The 20,886-nt window shown below is 44.7% G+C and carries 19 protein-coding genes and 4 tRNA genes; 18 read left to right on the top strand and 5 right to left on the bottom strand.

Going from position 1 to position 20,886, the window contains the following annotated elements; genetic code table 11:
* Positions 1 to 13 precede the first annotated feature (13 nt).
* The 7 genes from glmU (at position 14) to C6P11_RS09685 (ending at position 5,707) form a co-directional block, all read left to right on the top strand.
* Positions 14 to 1,453 (top strand): bifunctional UDP-N-acetylglucosamine diphosphorylase/glucosamine-1-phosphate N-acetyltransferase GlmU, encoded by a 1,440-nt coding sequence (gene glmU, locus C6P11_RS09715; RefSeq protein WP_135520699.1) that lies wholly within the window; start codon positions 14 to 16, stop codon positions 1,451 to 1,453.
* 178 nt (positions 1,454 to 1,631) lie between these two features.
* Positions 1,632 to 2,618, top strand: coding sequence for a ribose-phosphate diphosphokinase (locus C6P11_RS09710; RefSeq protein WP_135520697.1), 987 nt, complete (start codon positions 1,632 to 1,634; stop codon positions 2,616 to 2,618).
* Between the two features lie 75 nt (positions 2,619 to 2,693).
* Positions 2,694 to 3,638, top strand: coding sequence for a nucleoside hydrolase (locus C6P11_RS09705; RefSeq protein ID WP_135520695.1), 945 nt, complete (start codon positions 2,694 to 2,696; stop codon positions 3,636 to 3,638).
* Positions 3,639 to 3,877: 239 nt separating this feature from the next.
* Positions 3,878 to 4,177, top strand: a complete 300-nt coding sequence (gene rpsF / locus C6P11_RS09700) for a 30S ribosomal protein S6 (protein WP_003608769.1) — start codon at positions 3,878 to 3,880, stop codon at positions 4,175 to 4,177.
* Positions 4,178 to 4,254: 77 nt separating this feature from the next.
* Positions 4,255 to 4,806, top strand: coding sequence for a single-stranded DNA-binding protein (ssb, locus tag C6P11_RS09695; protein ID WP_003608767.1), 552 nt, complete (start codon positions 4,255 to 4,257; stop codon positions 4,804 to 4,806).
* A 51-nt stretch (positions 4,807 to 4,857) separates the two neighbouring features.
* The gene (gene rpsR, locus C6P11_RS09690) at positions 4,858 to 5,100 is read left to right on the top strand and encodes a 30S ribosomal protein S18 (protein WP_003608765.1); all 243 of its coding nucleotides are present in this window, start codon (positions 4,858 to 4,860) and stop codon (positions 5,098 to 5,100) included.
* Between the two features lie 133 nt (positions 5,101 to 5,233).
* On the top strand, positions 5,234 to 5,707 hold the full coding sequence (locus tag C6P11_RS09685) for a hypothetical protein (protein ID WP_135520693.1): 474 nt from the start codon (positions 5,234 to 5,236) through the stop codon (positions 5,705 to 5,707).
* 97 nt (positions 5,708 to 5,804) lie between these two features.
* Here C6P11_RS09685 and C6P11_RS09680 read toward each other — a convergent pair.
* The 4 genes from C6P11_RS09680 to C6P11_RS09665 all read right to left on the bottom strand — a co-directional run bounded on the left by C6P11_RS09680 (position 5,805) and on the right by C6P11_RS09665 (position 6,685).
* Positions 5,805 to 5,877 (bottom strand) — tRNA-Lys (locus tag C6P11_RS09680).
* A 251-nt stretch (positions 5,878 to 6,128) separates the two neighbouring features.
* A tRNA-Lys gene (locus tag C6P11_RS09675) sits at positions 6,129 to 6,201 on the bottom strand.
* A gap of 174 nt (positions 6,202 to 6,375) precedes the next feature.
* Positions 6,376 to 6,448: transfer RNA gene (locus C6P11_RS09670), tRNA-Lys, on the bottom strand.
* Between the two features lie 164 nt (positions 6,449 to 6,612).
* Positions 6,613 to 6,685, bottom strand: a tRNA-Lys gene (locus C6P11_RS09665).
* 167 nt (positions 6,686 to 6,852) lie between these two features.
* Here C6P11_RS09665 and yycF point away from each other — a divergent pair.
* From yycF to C6P11_RS09635, 6 genes are all read left to right on the top strand, one after another.
* Entirely contained in the window at positions 6,853 to 7,554 is a 702-nt protein-coding gene (gene yycF, locus C6P11_RS09660; protein WP_135520691.1) for a response regulator YycF, read from the top strand.
* Positions 7,555 to 7,628: 74 nt separating this feature from the next.
* On the top strand, positions 7,629 to 9,524 hold the full coding sequence (walK, locus tag C6P11_RS09655; protein WP_135520689.1) for a cell wall metabolism sensor histidine kinase WalK: 1,896 nt from the start codon (positions 7,629 to 7,631) through the stop codon (positions 9,522 to 9,524).
* Positions 9,502 to 10,851, top strand: a complete 1,350-nt coding sequence (yycH, locus tag C6P11_RS09650) for a two-component system activity regulator YycH (protein WP_245299864.1) — start codon at positions 9,502 to 9,504, stop codon at positions 10,849 to 10,851. The genes walK and yycH overlap by 23 nt, the downstream gene beginning before the upstream one ends.
* Positions 10,841 to 11,653 carry a two-component system regulatory protein YycI gene (locus tag C6P11_RS09645; protein ID WP_135520687.1) on the top strand — a complete coding sequence of 271 codons (813 nt, stop codon included), beginning with the start codon at positions 10,841 to 10,843 and terminating at the stop codon, positions 11,651 to 11,653. Before yycH ends, C6P11_RS09645 begins: the two co-directional genes overlap by 11 nt.
* Positions 11,654 to 11,750: 97 nt before the next feature.
* On the top strand, positions 11,751 to 12,551 hold the full coding sequence (locus C6P11_RS09640) for an MBL fold metallo-hydrolase (RefSeq protein WP_135520685.1): 801 nt from the start codon (positions 11,751 to 11,753) through the stop codon (positions 12,549 to 12,551).
* Positions 12,552 to 12,631: 80 nt separating this feature from the next.
* Positions 12,632 to 13,903 carry a S1C family serine protease gene (locus tag C6P11_RS09635; RefSeq protein ID WP_135520682.1) on the top strand — a complete coding sequence of 424 codons (1,272 nt, stop codon included), beginning with the start codon at positions 12,632 to 12,634 and terminating at the stop codon, positions 13,901 to 13,903.
* 337 nt (positions 13,904 to 14,240) lie between these two features.
* Here the strand turns inward: C6P11_RS09635 and C6P11_RS09630 are convergent, their stop codons facing one another.
* Positions 14,241 to 14,669: a DUF1934 domain-containing protein gene (locus tag C6P11_RS09630; RefSeq protein WP_135520680.1), complete on the bottom strand. Its 429-nt coding sequence runs from the start codon at positions 14,667 to 14,669 to the stop codon at positions 14,241 to 14,243.
* A 113-nt stretch (positions 14,670 to 14,782) separates the two neighbouring features.
* Between C6P11_RS09630 and C6P11_RS09625 the strand changes: the two genes are divergently transcribed.
* From C6P11_RS09625 to C6P11_RS09605, 5 genes are all read left to right on the top strand, one after another.
* On the top strand, positions 14,783 to 16,141 hold the full coding sequence (locus C6P11_RS09625) for an HD domain-containing protein (RefSeq protein ID WP_135520678.1): 1,359 nt from the start codon (positions 14,783 to 14,785) through the stop codon (positions 16,139 to 16,141).
* 12 nt (positions 16,142 to 16,153) lie between these two features.
* Entirely contained in the window at positions 16,154 to 16,954 is an 801-nt protein-coding gene (locus C6P11_RS09620; protein WP_135520676.1) for a Cof-type HAD-IIB family hydrolase, read from the top strand.
* 117 nt (positions 16,955 to 17,071) lie between these two features.
* Positions 17,072 to 17,665, top strand: coding sequence for a DNA-directed RNA polymerase subunit delta (gene rpoE / locus C6P11_RS09615; protein WP_056972374.1), 594 nt, complete (start codon positions 17,072 to 17,074; stop codon positions 17,663 to 17,665).
* A 219-nt stretch (positions 17,666 to 17,884) separates the two neighbouring features.
* Positions 17,885 to 19,825 carry a KxYKxGKxW signal peptide domain-containing protein gene (locus tag C6P11_RS09610; protein ID WP_135520674.1) on the top strand — a complete coding sequence of 647 codons (1,941 nt, stop codon included), beginning with the start codon at positions 17,885 to 17,887 and terminating at the stop codon, positions 19,823 to 19,825.
* Between the two features lie 91 nt (positions 19,826 to 19,916).
* Positions 19,917 to 20,705: a hypothetical protein gene (locus C6P11_RS09605; RefSeq protein WP_135520672.1), complete on the top strand. Its 789-nt coding sequence runs from the start codon at positions 19,917 to 19,919 to the stop codon at positions 20,703 to 20,705.
* The last annotated feature ends 181 nt before the right edge of the window (positions 20,706 to 20,886 follow it).

Below are 20,886 nucleotides of genomic sequence, written 5' to 3'. Positions count from 1 at the left end.
TGGAGAAAGAAAGATGCAACGTTTTGTCATTATTTTAGCGGCTGGTAAGGGGACTCGTATGAAGTCTGACCTACCTAAGGTGCTACACGAAGTCGGCGGTAAGCCAATGGTTGAGATGGTTTTGGAAACGTCTCAAGCTGCGGGCGCTGAGAAGATTGTTACGGTGGTTGGTCACGGAGCTGAGCGCGTTGAAGCTGCTTTGGCAGGCCGTTCAGAGTTTGCGTTGCAAGCCGAGCAACTTGGAACGGGACACGCTATTCAAATGGCTGAGCCACAACTTGGCGATGCCGAAGGAATGACGTTGATTGGTTCTGGGGATGCGCCTTTGTTTACGGTTGATACGTTTAACAAGTTGTTTGATTTCCACGAGCAATCAGGTAACGCAGTAACTGTTTTGACGGCAATCGCACCTGATCCAACTGGATACGGTCGCATTATTCGTGATGAAAACGGTAATGTTGTCCGCATCGTTGAGCAAAAGGATGCAACGCCAGAAGAAGCTGCCGTAAACGAAATCAACACAGGTGTTTACGTGTTTGATAACCAATTGTTGTTCAGCAGCTTGAAGCAAGTAACGAATGACAATGCGCAAGGTGAATACTACTTGCCAGATACGTTGGAGATTTTGCGTAACGAAGGTCACACCGTTGGGGCATTTGTGATGGATGACTTTGACGAATCAATGGGTGTTAACGACCGTGTTGCTTTGGCCCGTGCAAACAAGGTTTTGCGCGACCGCGTCAATGAAATGCACATGCGTAACGGTGTAACGCTGATTGATCCAGCGAACACGTACATCGATGTTGATGTCACGATTGGTAACGACACCGTTATTGAGCCTAACGTTTACTTGAAGGGTAAGACGCAAATTGGGTCTAACGTTTTGATTACGACGGGTTCACGTTTGGTTGATTCAATTGTGGCTGATGGTGCACAAGTCGATGCGTCACACTTTGAAGAAGCTGAAATTCGTGAGCGTGCAACGGTTGGTCCGTTTGCTCACTTGCGTCCAGCTGCTTACTTGGATGTTGAAGCCCACGCCGGTAACTTTACTGAAGTTAAGAAGGCACACTTGGGTAAGGGATCAAAGATGGGTCACTTGTCATACCTTGGTGACGCAACGATTGGCAAGGATGTTAACATCGGTGCCGGTTCAATCTTCGTTAACTACGATGGTTTGCACAAGTGGCACTCAAACGTTGGCGACCGTGCCTTTATCGGTTCAAACTCTAAGATTGTCGGACCAGTGAACATTGGTAGCGAAGCCTTTATTGCTGCCGGTTCAACGATTACTGATGACGTGCCAACGCACGCTATGGGAATTGCTCGTACGCGTCAAGTGACGAAGTACGATTTCTGGAACCGTACGCCATTGCACGAAAAGTTTGATGATACTGAATCAGCAAAGCGCGATGCCAAGGCTGCTTGGGATGCCTTTTTTGAAAATAAGTAATGATTAATGAAAGCGATGCCATGTTTGTGGCGTCGCTTTTTTCGTTAACGAAATTCGAAGAGAATATGAAAGTGTTCGGAAATCTGCACGGCGTATTCGTTGAAGAATATGTAAAAAAACGGTACAATGTAACTATTGAACACTTGAGGAACACAGTGATGTGTCTATGGAGGACAACATGGCGACTTATGCGGATCCGCATTTGAAGATTTTTTCATTGAGCAGCAATCAGCCTTTGGCGGAAAAGATTGCCGCTTCAATTGGCGTGGAATTGTCACAAATTAACATTGCACGATTTAGTGACGGTGAAATCCAAATCAACATCGAAGAGTCAGTACGTGGTGATAACGTTTACGTTATCCAACCAACGTCAGCACCCGTTAACGATAGTTTGATGGAGTTGATGATTATGATTGACGCTTTGCGCCGTGCAAGTGCAAAGTCAATCAACGTGGTTATGCCTTACTATGGCTACGCCCGTCAAGATCGTAAGGCTCGTTCACGCGAACCTATCTCAGCTAAGTTGGTAGCCAACATGCTTGAGATGGTTGGTGCAACACGCGTCTTGGTTTTGGACTTGCACGCTGCGCAAATCCAAGGATTCTTTGACATTCCTGTTGACCACATGATGGGTGCGCCTTTGTTGGCGGACTACCTAATCACGTCTGGCATTGCTGATGACAACACAGTTGTTGTGTCACCTGATCACGGTGGTGTAACACGGGCACGTGCATTGGCTGAATTGTTGGGTTCACAAGAGCCTATCGCAATTATTGATAAGCGTCGTCCTAAGGCGAACGTGGCGCAAATCATGAACATCATCGGTGATGTTAAGGGTAAGCGCGCAATCATGATTGATGACATGATTGACACTGGTGGAACTATTTCACAAGGTGCACAAAAGTTGAAGGATGAAGGGGCTGCTGAAGTCTACGTTGTGGCAACACACGCGGTCTTCTCAGGTCCAGCTGTCGACAACTTGCAAAACTCAGTCTTTGAGAAGGTTATCGTAACTGACTCAATTAACTTGCCTGAAGAGAAGAAGTTCCCTAAGTTGGTGCAAGTGACGACTGCAGAATTGATTGGTGAAGCGATTAAGCGTATCAATGAGAACCAAGCGGTATCTCCATTGTTCAAGAACCGTTTCTACCGTACGGTCGACTAACAGAATTTGAGTTTTAAAGCATTGTTCTAATACTAATTTAGGGCAATGCTTTTTCTATAAAGAAGGGATATTCTAATGGCAAAGAAGAAGATGATTTTGGATTTGGACACTGGTGTTGATGACGCGTTGGCTTTGGCATACGCTTTGGCAACACCGGATTCAGATTTGATTGGCGTTGTTTCATCATTCGGTAACACGCAAGTTAACACGGCTGGTGAGAACACGTTGAAGTTGCTTGAGTTGTTGGGACGTGAAGATGTGCCAGTCTTTATCGGGGCTGCACACTCATCAACGACTGATAACTTTGAAACGATGCAAGTTTCAATGGATATCCACGGTAAGAATGGTATCGGGGATGTTGAATTGCCAACGCCAAGCCACTCGGTTGAAGAGCAAACGGCAGTTGACTTCATCATCGAAGCTGCACACAAGTATGCGGATGATTTGGTGATTGTCCCAACTGGTCCTTTGACTAACTTGGCCGAAGCTTACCAAAAGGATCCTGAAATCGAAAACTTGATTGGTAACGTAACGTTGATGGGTGGAGCGCTTGTTGTGCCTGGAAACGTAACGCCATATACTGAGGCGAATATCAGCCAAGACCCAGAAGCAGCTGACTATGTCTTTAAGCATGCTAAGCACCTTGTGATGGTTGGTTTGGATGTCACGTTGCAAACGTTGTTGACGAAGAAGGAAACGCAAGTATGGCGTGATTTGGGTACGGAAAAGGGTCGCGTGTTCGCTGACATTTTCGATTACTACATTGATGCTTATTACAACTTGGATATCAACAAGGCTGGGGCAGCTTTGCACGACCCGCTTGCAGTTGGTGTTGCTGTTGATCCTAACTTGGTGACGTTGTTGCCATTGAACATGATGGTTACGCCTGAAGATGGTCGCACGATTGGTGACCCATCACGTTTGCGTGATCCACACAAGAATAATTTTGCAGCCGTTGCGGTTGATGAGCCATTCTATTTGGAACGCTTCATGAACTACACGACAGCATTGTTTAAGTAAGCTAACTAAGCACGATGAAAGTCGTGCTTTTTTGCTATTAATCGATGTGATTAGACCCTAGGTGTAATCGGCATGAAAGCGTATGACACGCGGTATGACGTGAATTTGTAATGGATATTTCACTTGCAAAACGTTTGTATCGCGTGTAAACTTAGTTCTTGTGAGTTATGTTGAATTAAATTTCAACAGCTCTCCTTGCCGGCAGGAAGTCGGCCATAGACCAAAAGGAGGAAGTTATTATGGCATACGAATTGACGTACATCATTCGCCCTGACATGGACGCTGATGCTAAGAAGGCATTGGTTGAGCGTTTCGACAAGATCTTGGCGGATAACGGTGCAACGGTGGCAGAGTCTAAGGACTGGTCATCACGTCGTTTTGCATACGAAATTGCAGGTTACCGTGAGGGTACTTACCACATCGTTAACTTTACTGCAGAAGATGACGCAGCCATCAACGAATTTGATCGTTTGGCAAAGATCTCACAAGATATCTTGCGTCACATGGTTGTAAAGCGCGACTTTGCATCAGCTGAGTAATTGTTAGCTTAATTGTCTAACATTTTTTATTAACTTAGTTGCAGGTCATTAAGACCGATTGAAAGGAGACTTTCCATATGATTAATCGTGTTGTTCTGGTTGGTCGCTTGACGCGTGACGTTGAATTGCGTTACACGACTTCAGGTGCTGCTGTCGGAACTTTCTCACTAGCTGTTAACCGTCAGTTTACTAACGCTAATGGTGAGCGTGAGACCGACTTTATTAACGCCGTTATCTGGCGTAAGTCGGCTGAAAACTTTGCTAACTTTACCTCTAAGGGGTCATTGGTGGCGGTTGAAGGTCGTTTGCAAACTCGTAACTACGAGAACCAACAAGGTCAACGTGTTTATGTAACGGAAGTTGTCGTTGATAACTTCTCATTGTTGGAGAGTCGAGCTGAAAGCGAACAACGCCGTTCACAAAACGGTGGTGCAAGCAACAACTTCGGCGGTGGTCAACAAGGTGGCAACCAAGGCGGCTTCAATGCTGCACCAGCACAAAACCCATTCGGTGGTTCTTCATCATCAAATGGTAATGTGTTTGGCGGTAGCCAACCTTCACAACCATCAAATGATCCTTTCGGTGGTGGTCAAGAGGTTGATATCTCTGACGATGATCTACCATTCTAAGTTGATATATCTAATTGTCTAACGACATAAGTCTATCAGGAGGAATTAATCATGGCACAACAACGTCGTGGTGGCGGCCCTCGCCGTCGTCGTAAGGTTGACTTTATCGCAGCCAACCACATCGAATACGTGGATTACAAGGACACTGAATTGTTGGAGCGTTTCATCTCAGAACGCGGTAAGATCTTGCCTCGTCGTGTGACGGGTACGTCTGCTAAGAACCAACGTAAGGTGACGACTGCTATCAAGCGTGCACGTGTTATGGGTCTTTTGCCATTCGTTGCAGAAGACTAATAGCATACGCTTTTAGTAACAACCTTTAAAAGTGTGAATCAGCATTGCTGGTTCACACTTTTTTTATGTTTTGGCGGCTTTTCTGACACGTTTATGCGGTATTCTTTGGCAAACAAGGGAAAGGAGCACGCTTATGAAGAAATGGCTTATCGGTGGTGTAGTGGCAGTTGTGGCGCTGATTTTGGGTGCGGTTGGTATGAACATGTACAACGAGCATCAAGAGGAAAAATTTGAGCGTCGATACGAATCGAGTGTTGCACGTTCGTATTCGGAATCAATTGCAAAGTCTTCATCATCAAGTTCTGATGTATCGTCATCAGCTGCGTCTGGAACGGCGACGTCGGTGGCATTGCCGTCAGAACAAGAAGTTGTTGATCGATTGAAGGGGAACTTGGATAAGTTTATTGCTGACCAAAAGGGCGGTATTATTAAGACAGGTTCAACTGAAGATATTCGCGATGCGTTTGAAGACACATATGTAGAGACGTATCAAAATGAATTAGAAGCAAAGTTCCCAGGTGAAGCTAATGAAGACCAAATCGAATCGTTGATTGATTTAGGTTTGTTGGCATTGAACTTCGATGAGAAGATTGCTGCAGCGAAGTAAGAAAAAACCGGTTCACGCAAAAAAAGTGTGAACCGGTTTTTGTATTTGTAGGAGTAAAAAGAAAACCACCAGATCAAATGACCTGGTGGTTATGGGATGGGCAGACAGGGGCTCGAACCCTGGACCCACGGATTAAGAGTCCGTTGCTCTACCAACTGAGCTATCTGCCCATAATTTTCTTCGTTGCCTCAACAACAGAATTAATAATACCAGATAATTAGTAAGCGTGCAAGTGTTTTGTTCGAAAAAAGTGATCATAAAGTAGACTGGGAGTGTCGGAGGCTTTAGACCAACAGCGGCTGTGATAAAACAGAGAAGGAGGGGTAATTGTACACCGAAGTTAGTCTTGTCCAGATCAACAACTGCTATGATAAAAAGGCAAAAAGAAAACCGCCAGGTCAAAGACCTAGCGGCTATGGGATGGGCAGACAGGGGCTCGAACCCTGGACCCACGGATTAAGAGTCCGTTGCTCTACCAACTGAGCTATCTGCCCATAATTTTCTTCGTTGCCTCAACAACAGATATTAATATACCAGAAATTTCAGCACTGTGCAAGTGTTTTGTTTGAAAAAGTTTTAGAAGAGTAGGGTTGGGCACTTTTAGTGCAGCGAATCGGGAGGAAAGGCAAAAGAAAACCGCTAGATCAAATGACCTAGCGGTTATGGGATGGGCAGACAGGGGCTCGAACCCTGGACCCACGGATTAAGAGTCCGTTGCTCTACCAACTGAGCTATCTGCCCATGTAATTCTCTTTGTGTCTCTCAACAACAGATATTAATATACCACCATCTGAAAATGAATGCAACACTTTCTTGAACAAAAAACGCTTTTTTCATGACGAACTTGAAATTGATGCTGATGCAAAAAGAAAACCACCAGATCAAATGACCTGGTGGTTATGGGATGGGCAGACAGGGGCTCGAACCCTGGACCCACGGATTAAGAGTCCGTTGCTCTACCAACTGAGCTATCTGCCCATAATTCTTTTCGTTGCCTCAACAACAGATAATATAATAACAAGTATATGAATGTTTTGCAACCCTTTTTTGTAAAATAAATGTTTTCTGTTTCTGAAAGATTACGAAAACTTTGTAACATGCTATAATAGTTACAAGATACCCGCCACTGGGAGGATAAAGAACAGATGAGTAAAATTTTAGTCGTCGATGACGAAAAGCCAATTTCAGATATTATCAAGTTTAATTTGACGAAGGAAGGATACGACGTTGTTGTGGCCATGGATGGTCAAGAAGCGTTGGATCTTTTTGAGAGTGAGGAGCCTGATCTAGTTTTGCTAGACCAAATGTTGCCTGAGCTTGAAGGAACAGAAGTTCTACGTCAAATTCGCACGAAGTCACAAACGCCCGTTATCATGGTAACGGCCAAGGATTCAGAGATCGATAAGGTCTTGGGTCTTGAGATGGGTGCTGATGATTATGTTACAAAGCCATTCTCAAATCGAGAGTTGTTGGCACGTATCAAGGCTAACTTGCGCCGCCAAGCGCCAGTTGCTGGTCAAAATGTTATGGATGATAGTGGAGACATCAAGATTGGTGCCCTAACGATTCACCCTGACGCATATATGGTATCTAAGAACGCTCAAGATATTGAATTGACACACCGTGAGTTTGAATTGTTGCACCACTTGGCTAAGCACATTGGTCAAGTTATGACGCGTGATGATTTGTTGCAAACGGTTTGGGGTTACGATTACTTTGGGGATGTTCGTACGGTCGATGTGACGGTGCGTCGTATTCGTGAAAAGATTGAAGAAACACCAAGTCACCCACAAATTTTGATGACACGTCGCGGCGTCGGGTACTATTTGAAGGCTTCAGAAGAATAAAGCAGACTGGTTAGTGCCGTGCCGATTGGCATGGCACTATTTTTTTAATTAGATTTGGGAGTATTAAAAACGCGATGGCATATTTGGAAGAATTGACAGAGCAAAAAAGGTGGCGGAAGTTTTTTTCTTCAATCCATTTTAAAATTGCGTTGGTATTTACGCTGACGCTATTAGTAACGTTGGAACTGGTTGGGGCATTCTTCGTTAAACGTTTGGAACAACAAAATTTGGCAACGTTTAGAACGCAAATCGCGTTGCCGGCTTATGTGAATGATTCGCTCACGCATCAATTAATCAGCACAGACCAAACAAAGGCGAATAGCGACATTCACACCATTCTGACGTCAATTAATAACGCCTCGATTTCAGAGATTGATGTAATTGATTCATCGGGTATTATTCGCGGTACGAGTGATATCAATGCCCAAGATGAAGTTGGGCAAAAAACTACTGATGCCAACGTTAAGGCAGCGCTGGCTGGTGGAAAGTACACCAAGAACCCGATTGAAGAGCGTTCGGGTGTTCGCTATCAGGTGGTTGTGAAGCCACTGGTTAGTTCATCATCTGGTGAGAGTAACATTGTCGGGGTTGTTGAAGTGCGCGCGAGCCTTGAAACAACGTATGACAACTTGAATCACATTTCACTGATTTATTTCTCAGCATCATTGCTAGCGGTGGTCTTGGGTGTGGTCATGGCCGTGATTATTTCACGTAGTTTGACGAAGCCGATTGCTGAAATCAATGATCGCACGACGCGCATTGCCCAGGGAGACTATTCAGGTGGTATTCTAGTTCGTTCAAACGACGAAATTGGTCAATTGGCCGAAAATGTTAACGCACTGGCAGTTCGAATTGAAGAAACGACGAATTCAACTGAGTTTGAACGTCGTCGTTTGGATTCGGTGCTGGAACACATGACGGATGGTGTTATTGCTACTGACCGTCGTGGAAGCATTAACATTATTAATACGGCTGCGTTGCAAATGACGGGTATGGAAGACAGTAACGTGGCCTTGGGTCAATCAATTTTGGAAGTGTTGCAAATTGCCGATCGCTATAATTTGCGTGAGTTGCTTGATAACCAAGAAGAATTGTTGCTTGATTTCAGTAATGATGAACGTCAATTGATTATTCGTGCATACTTCAGTTTGATTCAGCGCGCATCAGGATTTATTTCTGGTTTGGTTATCGTGCTGTACGACGTTACTGAGCAACAACGTATTGAAGAGGAACGTCGTCAATTCGTTTCGAACGTTTCACACGAATTACGTACGCCGCTGACGTCTGTGAAGTCATACGTTGATGCGCTGCAAGAAGGTGCGATTGAGGATCCGAAAGTCGCTAAGAGTTTCTTGGCGGTGGCGCAAGATGAAACGACTCGTATGATTCACATGATTAACGACTTGCTTGAACTATCCCGCATGGACTCGGGTACGATGAAGCTGGAGACGGAATATGTCAATGTTGGCGAATTGTTCAACTACATTCTGAACCGATTCGATATGATTATTGCGAATGATGATAAGCCTGAAAAGTATTACACAATTAAGCGTGAGATTACGGATTCACAAATTTGGGTTGAGTTGGATACGTCGAAGTTTACGCAAGTGGTGGACAACATTATGAATAATGCCATCAAGTATTCACCTGATGGTGGTGTTATCACAGCTCGTATGATTGATCGCAAGACTGAGGTTGTACTAAGTATTACTGACCAAGGTTTGGGAATTCCAAAGAAGGACTTGGGCCACATTTTTGACCGCTTCTTCCGTGTTGATAAGGCGCGTTCACGTGCCCAAGGTGGAACTGGTTTGGGGCTTGCTATTTCTAAGGAAATTATCGAACGCTTTGGCGGTAAGATTTGGGTAGATTCTTCAGAAGGTAAGGGGTCAACATTCTCAATCTCATTGCCATATGAAGCTTACGATCCAGCAGAAGATGAGTGGGATGATGGTGAATGGGATGATTAATCGACTACATTATCGTTTCAAAGTGCTATTCCGTCGTTTTGGATTAGTAGCGATGCTGATTCTGGCGATTGGCATTAGTATCGCGCTGTCAGTTAGTCTATGGCGTAGTCCGGGACGTGATTTAAATCATGATAAAAGTGATGCTGACGCGACGCAGCAAGTCGTGGCGTCAAAGTCGCTCACGGACCTATACGGGTTTGATCAATTAGTGTACAACGAAGATAATGTGCAGTATTCAGTTATTGATTATCGTCCGACGACTACGAAAATGATTAAGCGTTTGTCGACATGGGAAGTTGGTGACTATACCAAGCAAAAGCTGACGGGCGCGGCTTATCTAAATGCCCTGTCTAAGAAGGAAACGGTCTTAATGAGCTTTCCGGATGCTGTTGCCGGTGGGGTGGTTAACCAAATCATGACCAATGATGTTGATTTGCCAAATAACGCTGAAATTAATCGTATTCGGGTGCCACAAAAGGCTAAGAACGAAGTATTGTTCATGGATGATAAGCACCGAACAACTTATCGATATGCAGTTAAAAGCGCAACTAAGTCGTTTGCTAGTTTCAAAATGAGTGACGAACGCGTCAAAGTTAAATTTGAACTTAATGGTAAGCGTGTGTTGACTGATGCATTGGAATCTGTGTCGTTGCATTCATATAGCTACTTAATGGAAACAAATGCGACGAATAATTATTTATCAGCACTCTTTGCTGGTACGACGACGCCAAGTGCTAATCGCAATGGCAATACGTTGACCTACAATGATGGGGTGTCACGTCAAATGACGGTGGATACCGTTTCCGGTGTGGCCAAGTATGACGCCTATGATGTTTCCGATTTGGGCAAGACGTTTAATCAACGTATGGCTAAAGGATATGATTGGCTGGTGCGAATTCACCAAATTCCTGACAATATCTACTTTTTTGAAAGTCATGACATGGGACGTCATTTGATTTACCGTCTTTACGTGAACGGGTTGCCAATCTTTAACCAAACTGCTTACGGTACGGTTCAAATGAAGCAACACGATAGTCGTCACCAAGAAATTGATTTTTCACAGTACTCATTGCAGGTGCCTTTGCCAGCAGACAATAACGTGCGCGTGACGCTACCGACATCAGATGAAGTGATTAAGCAGTTGGCTGGCGCTGGTGTGCCTAAAAAGTCGATTACGAATATGGCGTATGGTTATCGCTGGGTGTCAGATACCAATCAAAATATCGTGACGTTGCAGCCTGAGTGGTACTTTGAAGTTGGTAGCACCTGGCAAGCGGTCAACGATAAGCTAGCTGAAAATCAAGGGGAACGAACTGATGGATTTTAAAAAAATCTTAGCGACTTTCTTAGTGGTTTTTGTGGCTATTGATATCTTTTTGGCTTTCCAATGGTTTCAAATTCACCAACCAACTGCCAATCCAACGGCAACGGAAAGCATTCTGTCAGAGATGAAGAGTGATGGTATTCAAGTTGGTGAGTTAGATACTGATTCCCAAACTGGTGCCTATATCGGTGGTCAAGATGGCGATGAGTTCCTAAAGGCTAATATGGACAGCTTGGACAAGCGATGGTCAACAAAGCTTACTGGCAACCAGCTAACAGCAACGTTAGATAAGCCGGTGTTTATGGGGACGTCACGATCGGATGTACGTAAGTCACTACAAAAGCTGGTTGATGATAAGACGCAAGTGATTGCGGGTGCCCAGTATGTGTATGATGCGAAGTTAACGGAGTATGCGAATAATGATTCGGATAATTCAGCGATGGTGGTCTACACGCAAAAGATGACGAACCGACGCCAATTTATGACGTCACGTGCGCAAATTCGATTCTTGTTGGATAAGAATCATGATTTGAAGGGTTATACTCAAACGTACGTGTCGAATGCCCAAGTGCTGCGTGACTCAACCACGTTAATTTCGGAAGAAAAAGCGTTGATTGGGGCTTATCAATATAATGAAATTCCAAATAATGGTAAGTTGAATTGGAGTCATATGGGTTATGCACCATTAACAACGGTTGGTAATGATACGATTTTTGTACCAGCATGGATCTTTTCGGTGACGGATGGTACTGGTAACACGACGTTATTACGAATCAATGCATTGAATGGCGCCTTAATGAAATAATGACGTGTTAGAATAGATAACGACGAAACGCCGCGTGACTCTTTTGTCATGGGGCGTTTTTACTTTGTAGATAATAAAAAGAATGGGGATGGCAGAAATGGCAAGTGATTTTCATGTGTCAATGTTGGCCTCTGGCAGTAAGGGAAACGTCACGTATATTGAAACGCCGACGCATAAAGTGCTAGTTGATGCTGGCTTGTCGGGGAAAAAGATTGATGGGCTGATGAATCAAATCGGCCGTTCATTGACGGATGTTGACGCATTGTTTGTGACGCACGAGCACAGTGACCACATCGCAGGTATTGGTGTGTTGGCACGTAAGTATGGCTTTGATGTTTACGCAAATGCGAAGACGTGGGATGCGATGGCGGGTAAGATTGGTAAAATTAAGCCAGAACAGATGAATATTTTGGAAGCCGGCCAGACAAAGTTGTTTGGCGATTTGGACGTCGAAAGTTTTAGTGTTTCTCACGACGCGGCTGATCCACAATTCTATGCCTTCCACCACGACAACAAGACGTTTGCGATGCTGACGGATACCGGCTATGTTAACGATCGCATTGTTGGGACGATTCGAAACGCGGACGCGGTGTTGATGGAAGCGAACCACGATTATGAAATGCTACGCATGGGCGGGTACGCTTGGAATTTGAAACAACGTATCTTGAGTGATCAAGGGCACTTGTCTAATGAAGATGGGGCGTTAGCGTTGACTGAGATTTTGGGTGACCGTACGAAGAACGTGTTCTTGGGTCACTTGAGTCAAGAAAATAATCAAAAGCCATTGGCTCATTTGACAGTGCAATCAGTTTTGGAAGAACATGACTTTGGGGTTGGCCATGATTTTAATCTATTTGATACCGACCCAGCGCAAGCGACGAAATTATTAGACATTTAACGAAGCTTCCTTAAGACGTCTTAAAGGGTTGGCACTTATAATGTAATTAAATAATCAGAGTTAACACGGAGGGGTTACCCATGACTGAAAATGAAAAGCGTAGTGGTAGCAAGTCATCAATGAAGGTGGCGATTGTTGGTTTAGTTGCTGGTTTGATTGGCGGTGGTGCGGCAGCAGGGGGTGTTGCCTACTTGAACAACTCGGGCATATTGGCACCTTCAACGGTGACGACTGGCAAGACGACACCGGTTAAAGTTAGCAATTCAAATGTGAAGGGAACATCAGATGCAACAAAGGCCTTTAACAAAGTTTCAGGTGCGGTTGTATCAGTGATTAACCTACAAAAGCAACAATCATTGGGCGATTCAATGTTTGGTGGTTTGACGAGCGATTACGGTAACAGTTCAAGTAACGATAGCGATTCTTCAGATTTGCAAACGGCTTCAGAAGGATCAGGTGTCATCTACAAGAAGCAAGGCGGTACGGCTTACATCGTAACGAACAATCACGTTGTGGCTGGTTCAAATGCATTGCAAGTGTTGTTGAGCGATGGCACGAAGTTGACGGCAACGTTGGTAGGAACTGACGAGCAAACTGACTTGGCTGTTTTGAAGGTTGATTCATCAAAGGTGTCAGAAGTCGCTGATTTTGCTGATTCATCAAAGATTGAACCAGGTCAATCGGTGTTGGCCATTGGGTCACCGTTGGGTTCTGAATACGCAACGTCAGTAACTGAAGGTATTATCTCAGCAACGAAGCGTGAAGTTGATGCGACAGACGAAAGTGGTAACTCACTTGGTAAGGCGACGGTTATTCAAACTGACGCGGCCATTAACCCTGGTAACTCAGGTGGACCGTTGGTTAATCTTGCCGGCCAAGTCGTGGGTATTAACTCAATGAAGTTGGCGTCATCATCTGATGGTACATCTGTTGAAGGAATGGGATTTGCAATTCCATCAGATACAGTTGTAAGCATCATTAACGAGTTGGAAAAGAACGGTAAGGTAGAACGTCCAGCACTTGGTGTGACGATGGTTGATTTGAGCAATGTCTCAACGTCTGATCAAGCAAGTGTCTTGAACCTACCAACCAGTGTTTCTGGTGGTGTTGTGGTGATGGGTACGACTGACGGTTCTGCAGCTGCTGAGGCTGGCTTGAAGAAGTACGACGTCATTACGAAGATTGACGATACTGATATTACAGGTTCTGGTGATTTGCGTGATGCCTTGTACAAGCACAAGGTAGGCGATACCATCAAGATTACTTACTACCGCGATGGTAAGGCCAAGACGGTTGATGCCAAGTTAACGAAGACAACGAGCTCATTAACATCATCATCTGAGTCAAATTAGTCAGGAAAAATGGAAGGGGCTACCTAGGTAGTCCCTTTTTTGCAACACTCAGCTTATGATTTGTTAGTTCTGTTAACTAATTGAAACACTTTTTTTACACGTTGTTCACACGGATTAGATATATTATACATATCCGCTGTTCCTAGTGGATTTCATTACTCCCCAAAGTACATGAAGCGTTACATATTTCCCCAAAGTATGTAACACCCCCCTCGCTGGTTGCGATAGTAGCCGGCGGCGGACCATCGTTGCGTTCCCCCTCTTGCACGATGGTCTTTTTTTGTGCCCAAAAATAAGCCTCGCTAATGCGTCATTGCATTGGCGAGGCTTTTTTATGTTACTTTTCAAAGTGAAGCTCAAGTGAATAATCACCTAGCAAGGTCTCACCAGCTAGTAGTGAGTAGGCGACGTTGATGTGTCCAAAATCATCGTTGAGGACGGTTTTCAAATCATTTGTGCGAACATCAATTGACATTGATCCTTGTGGTGTCACGTAACGCGTTGGAATTGTAGCATCTGGTGCGAATTGCAAGCGCACATCGCTTTGACCAGAGCGCTTGAGTGATACTTCACCGGCGGGGGTCAACTTAAACGTCACCGGTGTTTCCAAACCAGCTTGGTGTTCGATGTAACGCAAGTACAACGTTTCGCCCATGGGGGTGATGGTACCAGTCTCTTCGAACGTAAACGTCTCTTCGTCACCTTCTTGACGGATGACTGTAGTTAATTTCAATGTTACTGGATATCCGTTGGCTGAATCTGCCATACAAATTTCCTCCTTCAATAAGCCTATTACTTCCATTATACAGGTATTTCTAGGTTATAATGTAAGTAACGAATCAGTAGTTCGGAAATAGGGAAGGAATCAAGGCTCGACTTATGACGACAGAAGTAAAGGAAAAGGTCTTTCGTGACCCGGTACATAATTTTATTCGTGTCCAAGATCAAGTTATTCTTGATTTAATTGGGACGTCTGAATTTCAACGACTACGACGCATTAAGCAATTGGGTGTTGCTAGTGCCGTTTTTCACGGTGCCGAGCACTCACGTTTCTCACACTCACTAGGGGTGTATGAAATTGCGCGTCAGTTTGCTGACCATTTAGAAAAGTTTTATCCAACTCAGGAACCGGGTGATGGGTTGTGGGACCCAAGTGAGCGCTTGTTGCTGTTAACGTCAGCGCTGCTTCACGATTTGGGACACGGTCCTTACTCACACACGTTTGAACACATTTTCAATACGGACCATGAGTCGTACACGCAACAAATTATCTTGTCACCTGAGACGGAAATCAATCAAGTTTTGCGTCAGGTGGCCCCTGATTTCCCAGCCAAGGTTGCGAGTGTCATCGCTAAGACCTACGAGAATCCACAAGTGGTGCAATTGATTTCTAGTCAAATCGACGCAGACCGCATGGATTATTTGTTGCGTGATGCGTATTACTCTGGTGCGACTTATGGTGAATTTGACTTAGCCCGCATCATTCACGTGATGCGTCCATACAAGGGTGGCATCGCTTTTGATCAAAAGGGGATGTATGCCGTGGAAGATTACGTGGTGTCACGCTATCAAATGTACGTGCAAGTTTATTTCCACCCGGTGTCACGTTCATTCGAAGTGTTGTTACAGCACCTGCTAGAACGCGCAAAGTTTTTGTACGATGAGAGCAAGACAGATTCACGCATTTCGACGAGTTTCATCTCACCAGCGTTGATGCCATTGTTTGCTGGTGAATTTACATTGGAACAATACTTGATGCTGGATGATTCAGTGATGTTGGCCAACATTAGTGAGTGGCGTCTAGCGGATGATGCGATTTTGGCAGATTTAGCAACCCGATTTTTGGATCGCAAGCCATTGAAGTCGATTTTGATTGAAGACTCAGCACGCGACTTGCTACCGGCAATTACCAAATTGATTGCATCAGCTGGTTTTGACGAACGTTATTACAGTGCTGAAAATGACAGTTATGATTTGCCATACGATGCGTATAATCCAAGCGATAAGAAGCCACGTACACAGATTGAAATGATGCAACCAGCTGGGGAATTGTTTGAATTATCAACGCAAAGTGCGTTGGTGGCAGCAATGACTGGTCGTATTTTCGGAAACGCGCGCTTCTTCTTCCCACGTGAGATGATGAATACGCAAGCGGTTGATGATGTGATGGCACCACTATATGCCGAATTCCAACGCTACGTGCACAACGAGACGCTGGTAACGCCAAGTGAGAAATAAGGGGACAATGACATGGGAATTAAGCTAATTACAATTGATATTGATGACACGCTAGTTAACACAGCAAAGCAAGTGACTCCACGTGTGAAGACTGCACTTCAAGAAGCAACTGCGCAAGGTGTGAAAGTTGTTTTGACAACTGGCCGTCCTTTGCCAGGTGTCCAAGAATATTTGGATGAACTGGGCTTGAATCACCAAGATGACCAATATGCAATTACGTATAACGGTGGTGTTGTGCAGACGACTAACGGTGAAGAACTTGGTGGTAAGGAATTGGCTTACTCGGATTACCTACGTTTGCGCGAGGTTGCCGATGAGTTGGGCGCTTACTTGCAAGTCGAAACGATTGATGCCGCTTATACGTCAGCTAAAGAAATTAACTACTGGGCTAGCCGTGAGAACTTTTTGATTAAGATGCCACTCATCATTAAGCCGGTCGATGAAATGGATCCAAATGACCACTACGTTAAGTTTATGTTCATTGGGGATGAAGCCGACATTGATAGTTGGCGCGATGCTTTGCCAGCCGATGTTAAGGACGCTTACTACATTGTGAAGTCAACGCCACAACACTTGGAGTTCATGCACAAGGATGCGACGAAGGGTAGTGGTTTGTTGACGTTGGCGGCTAAGCTAGGTATTGATCAATCTGAAACGATGGCTCTTGGTGACCAACAAAACGATATCACGATGATTGAGGCGGCTGGATTAGGCGTTGCAATGGGAAATGCTGTGCCTGAAGTGAAGGCTGTTGCAGACGTTGAAGCGACGACACAAAACACAGATGGTGTTGGTGTGGCTGTTGAAAAGTAGGTTTTGGGACGCGATGTACCAGAACTAGCTTAATTTCCGAAGAATAACATTTGCCGAAACGGCTGAAATATTGTAAGATAAGACATTGAGTAAGACCGCGAAAGGACGTGCAGTGATTTGGCATTAACACAATTTGACGGCCAAAATAAGGCTGAGCTTTCAATGATTGAAGTTGCTCGTGCGATTTTGTCTGACCGTCATGACACCATGGCGTTTAACGACTTGTTGAATGAAGTACAATCATTCACTGGTAAGTCAGATGAAGAGATTCGTGCGCGCTTGGCACAATTCTACACTGATTTGAATATTGACGGTTCATTCATTTCATTGGGTGATAACATGTGGGGACTACGTTCATGGTACCCAATCGACTCAATTGATGAAGCCGTTCACTTGGATCTTGAAGAAGAAGAAGGTCAACCAAAGAAGAAGAAGCGTAAGAAGATCAACGCCTTTTTGGCAGACGTTGCGGATGATGACGATGTTATCGACTACAACGATGATGATCCTGAAGACGACGACTTCGGTGAAGTTGAAGACGAAGATGAGACGGCAGCTGCTGATTCAGACGATGATGATGCAGATGACGACGATGATGACGATTCATCAGATGATTTCGGTAATGACGAAGTTGCTGGTGGTATCGGCGAAGAAATCGGTGGCATTGCACCAGTCGATGACGACTACGGTTCAGGTGACATCGAGCGATAATTAATATCGATAGAAAAGCGAGCAGCGATGCTCGCTTTTTTATTTTTCAAAATAACGGCTACTTAATACTGGTAATTTTATTTATATTTTTTAAAAAAGTTAGTTGCGACGGGCGGAACAACTATATAAGGAAGTACATCACAAATTAGAATTCAGGCGTATACCATAGTTTTTGTATCAAAACTATATTTTTCCACATATATTTGGAGGGCATACGTCATGGAACGTAAAAAGATGTACAAAGCCGGTAAGCAATGGATGGTTGCTGCCGCCATTTCAGTTGCTGCTATGGGAGGCGCAACGGTTGTTGCTAACGCAGATACTGCAACGCCATCAGCAGATCAACCACAAGGTGCGGTGTTGCTAAAGGCGCACCATCACAAGACTGTCACGAACAACGTACCAAATAATCCAGCCGGAACAACTACGGACGCTGAAGACCACAAGACCGTAACGGCAAATGTGCCAAATGAAGCGGCAAATGATGTTAAGGATGCAGCCGGAAACGACACTGTAGCTGCCAACGTGCCAAACGAAGCAGCTAACACCGTTAAGGACACAGATGGAAACGACACTGTAACTGCAAGCGTACCAAACGAAGCAGCAAACGCCGTTAAGGATGCAGATGGAAACGACACCGTAACTGCAAGCGTGCCAAACGAAGCAGCTAATGCTGTTAAGGATGCAGCCGGAAACGACACTGTAACTGCAAGTGTTCCAAATGACCCAGCCGGAACGGTTATTAACGCCGACGGAAGCAAGTCAGTAGAAGCGACTGTACCAAATGACGCAGTGCAAGGTGCTAAGTCACACCACAAGCACCACCACAACCGTCACCACTATCAAACGCCTGACATGCAACCAGCCGCAGCGCCACAAAGCAAGTCAGACATGGTGCCAAACGCACCCGTTTATGAAATCCAACGACCAGACACGCAACCAGCCGCAGCTCCAAAGAACATGGAAATGGTAGTGCCAAATGATTCAGTACAATACCAAAAGGCAGATACGGAACCAATTGCAGCGCCACAAAACAAGTCAGAAATGGTACCAAACACACCAGCTGGAATGAACGTTGATGAAAATGGTAACATGACTGGTTCAGTAGCGAACGAGCCAGCTAACGTTGTAAAGAACGCTGATGGTAGCGAATCATGGACTGGAAGCGTTGAAAATGATCCAGCCGGAACTGTTATCAACGCCGACGGAAGTAAGTCAGTAGAAGCAACTGTGCCAAATGACGCTGTTTCAGCTGCAAAGTCACACAACCGTCACCACCACCACAACCGCAAGCACCAAACGGCAGACACACAACCAATTGCTGCGCCACAATTTAAGTCAGAAATGGTACCAAACGCACCAGCCGGAATGAACGTTGATGAAAATGGTAACATGACTGGTTCAGTAGCGAACGAGCCAGCCAACGTTGTGAAGAACGCTGATGGTAGCGAATCATGGACTGGAAGCGTTGAAAACGATCCAGCCGGAACAGTTACTAACGCCGATGGCAGCAAGACGGTTACTGGTTCAGTGGCAAACAATCCAGCTAACGTTGTGAAGAACGCTGATGGTAGCGAATCATGGACTGGAAGCGTTGAAAATGATCCAGCCGGAACAGTTACTAACGCTGATGGTAGCAAGACGGTTACTGCAGTAGTGCCAAACGATCCAATGCAATACCAAACGGCTGATACAGAGCCAATTGCTGCCCCACAATACAAGACGGAAGTGGTACCAAACACGCCGGTTACTTCAGCTGACAACCACGACCACGATGTTAACGGAAACGCTAACGTTGATAACAAGGACAATGGCAAGGATGTCACTGTTGATACTAAGGACAACGGCGAGACTGCTTCAGTTGATACCAAGAATAACGGTGAAACTGCTTCAGCTGATACCAAGGATGCCGCAACAAACAACGGTGAACTTGTAAAGACTGCCGTTGCATCATCAGATGCATCAACGACTGCTACTGTCGCATCTGCTAACTCAGCAGCTGCTAAGACAATTGCTTCAGCCGCAACTGTTGCATCATCAGCAAAGCACGTTGACTTGCCAGCTACTGCTGCAACTGCTAAGTCAAACGCTGCATTGACTGCCTTTGGTGTACTAGGTGCCCTAGGTGTTGCAGCTGTTTCTTCACGCCGTCGCGGTTAATTTTCGGATTTTTTAGAATCGAATTTTAGATAATTAAAAGACGTCAATTTCTAACAAGAATTGACGTCTTTTTTGGCAGGAGAGTGAGTAGATGGAATTTTACGCATTGGATCGCATTGTGCTACAAGATGGTAGGACGGGCGTTATCGATAAGGTAGATGATGACGCTGTTTATGTGTTGCTTGATGACACGTTGGCATATACACCTGTTCGGCAGGATGAAATCAAAAAAATTCTGCCCCACAAAAAAGAAGATTTAAGCTTCAATGACGATAACACTTTTCAAGCGGTCAAGCTGGGTGGGAAGTACCCGTGGAACATGACGTACGTCGAATTAATTGATTATTATAACCGGGTGCTTTGTGTGCCGTTTGAAAAGGCAGAAAGCATGATACAACCTTATTGGCCATCAGTACACGCAAATGATTTAACTCCGATAGGCCTAACAGGCATGTTTTTGAATGAAGATGGTTCGTTTATTGGACCTGTTCGTATCGGTGAAGTGACTGAAACAACGGAGTTCGGTAAGTTGGTATATATGCCAAACCGAGGGATGTGGATTATTTCGCGGGTTGGTCAGGTACCAATGTTAAATGATGTCGCGTTTATGATTCGAACGCCAAATGTGGTGGGGATGTCGATTACGTCTTATGAGACTGAACGGGTTTATGAAATCGCACCGTCGCGAATAAAAGTGACGATGGGGCAACTGTGGTACGTCTATTTGGGGGTTGTTCGAAAGTTGAATCAACAGGCGCAGTTAACGGGGCCGATAGTTAAGGAGTACCATATTGCAGGTAACATAGCTGAGGCGCTTAAGGTAATGGAATATGTATTACGAGATTTAAGATGGACGTATCGCCTAAAAGACATTAATTAATTGCGGTTAGATTATTTTAAAAATAACGAATTAATTAACAGGGATTTTTATAAAAGGTGAATTGTCAATTCAACCGGAACACTTGAGATAAATAATATTCTTTAGCCGATCTCCAGCCGAAAAGCTTTCGAGGTCGGCTATTAATTTGCTCAACCATTTGTTCAATGTATTCGTCTGAATA

Origin of the sequence: Weissella confusa (genome assembly GCF_004766315.1) — a bacterium.
Lineage (GTDB): Bacteria > Bacillota > Bacilli > Lactobacillales > Lactobacillaceae > Weissella > Weissella confusa_A.
This window is presented reverse-complemented; position numbering and strand designations above follow the sequence as displayed.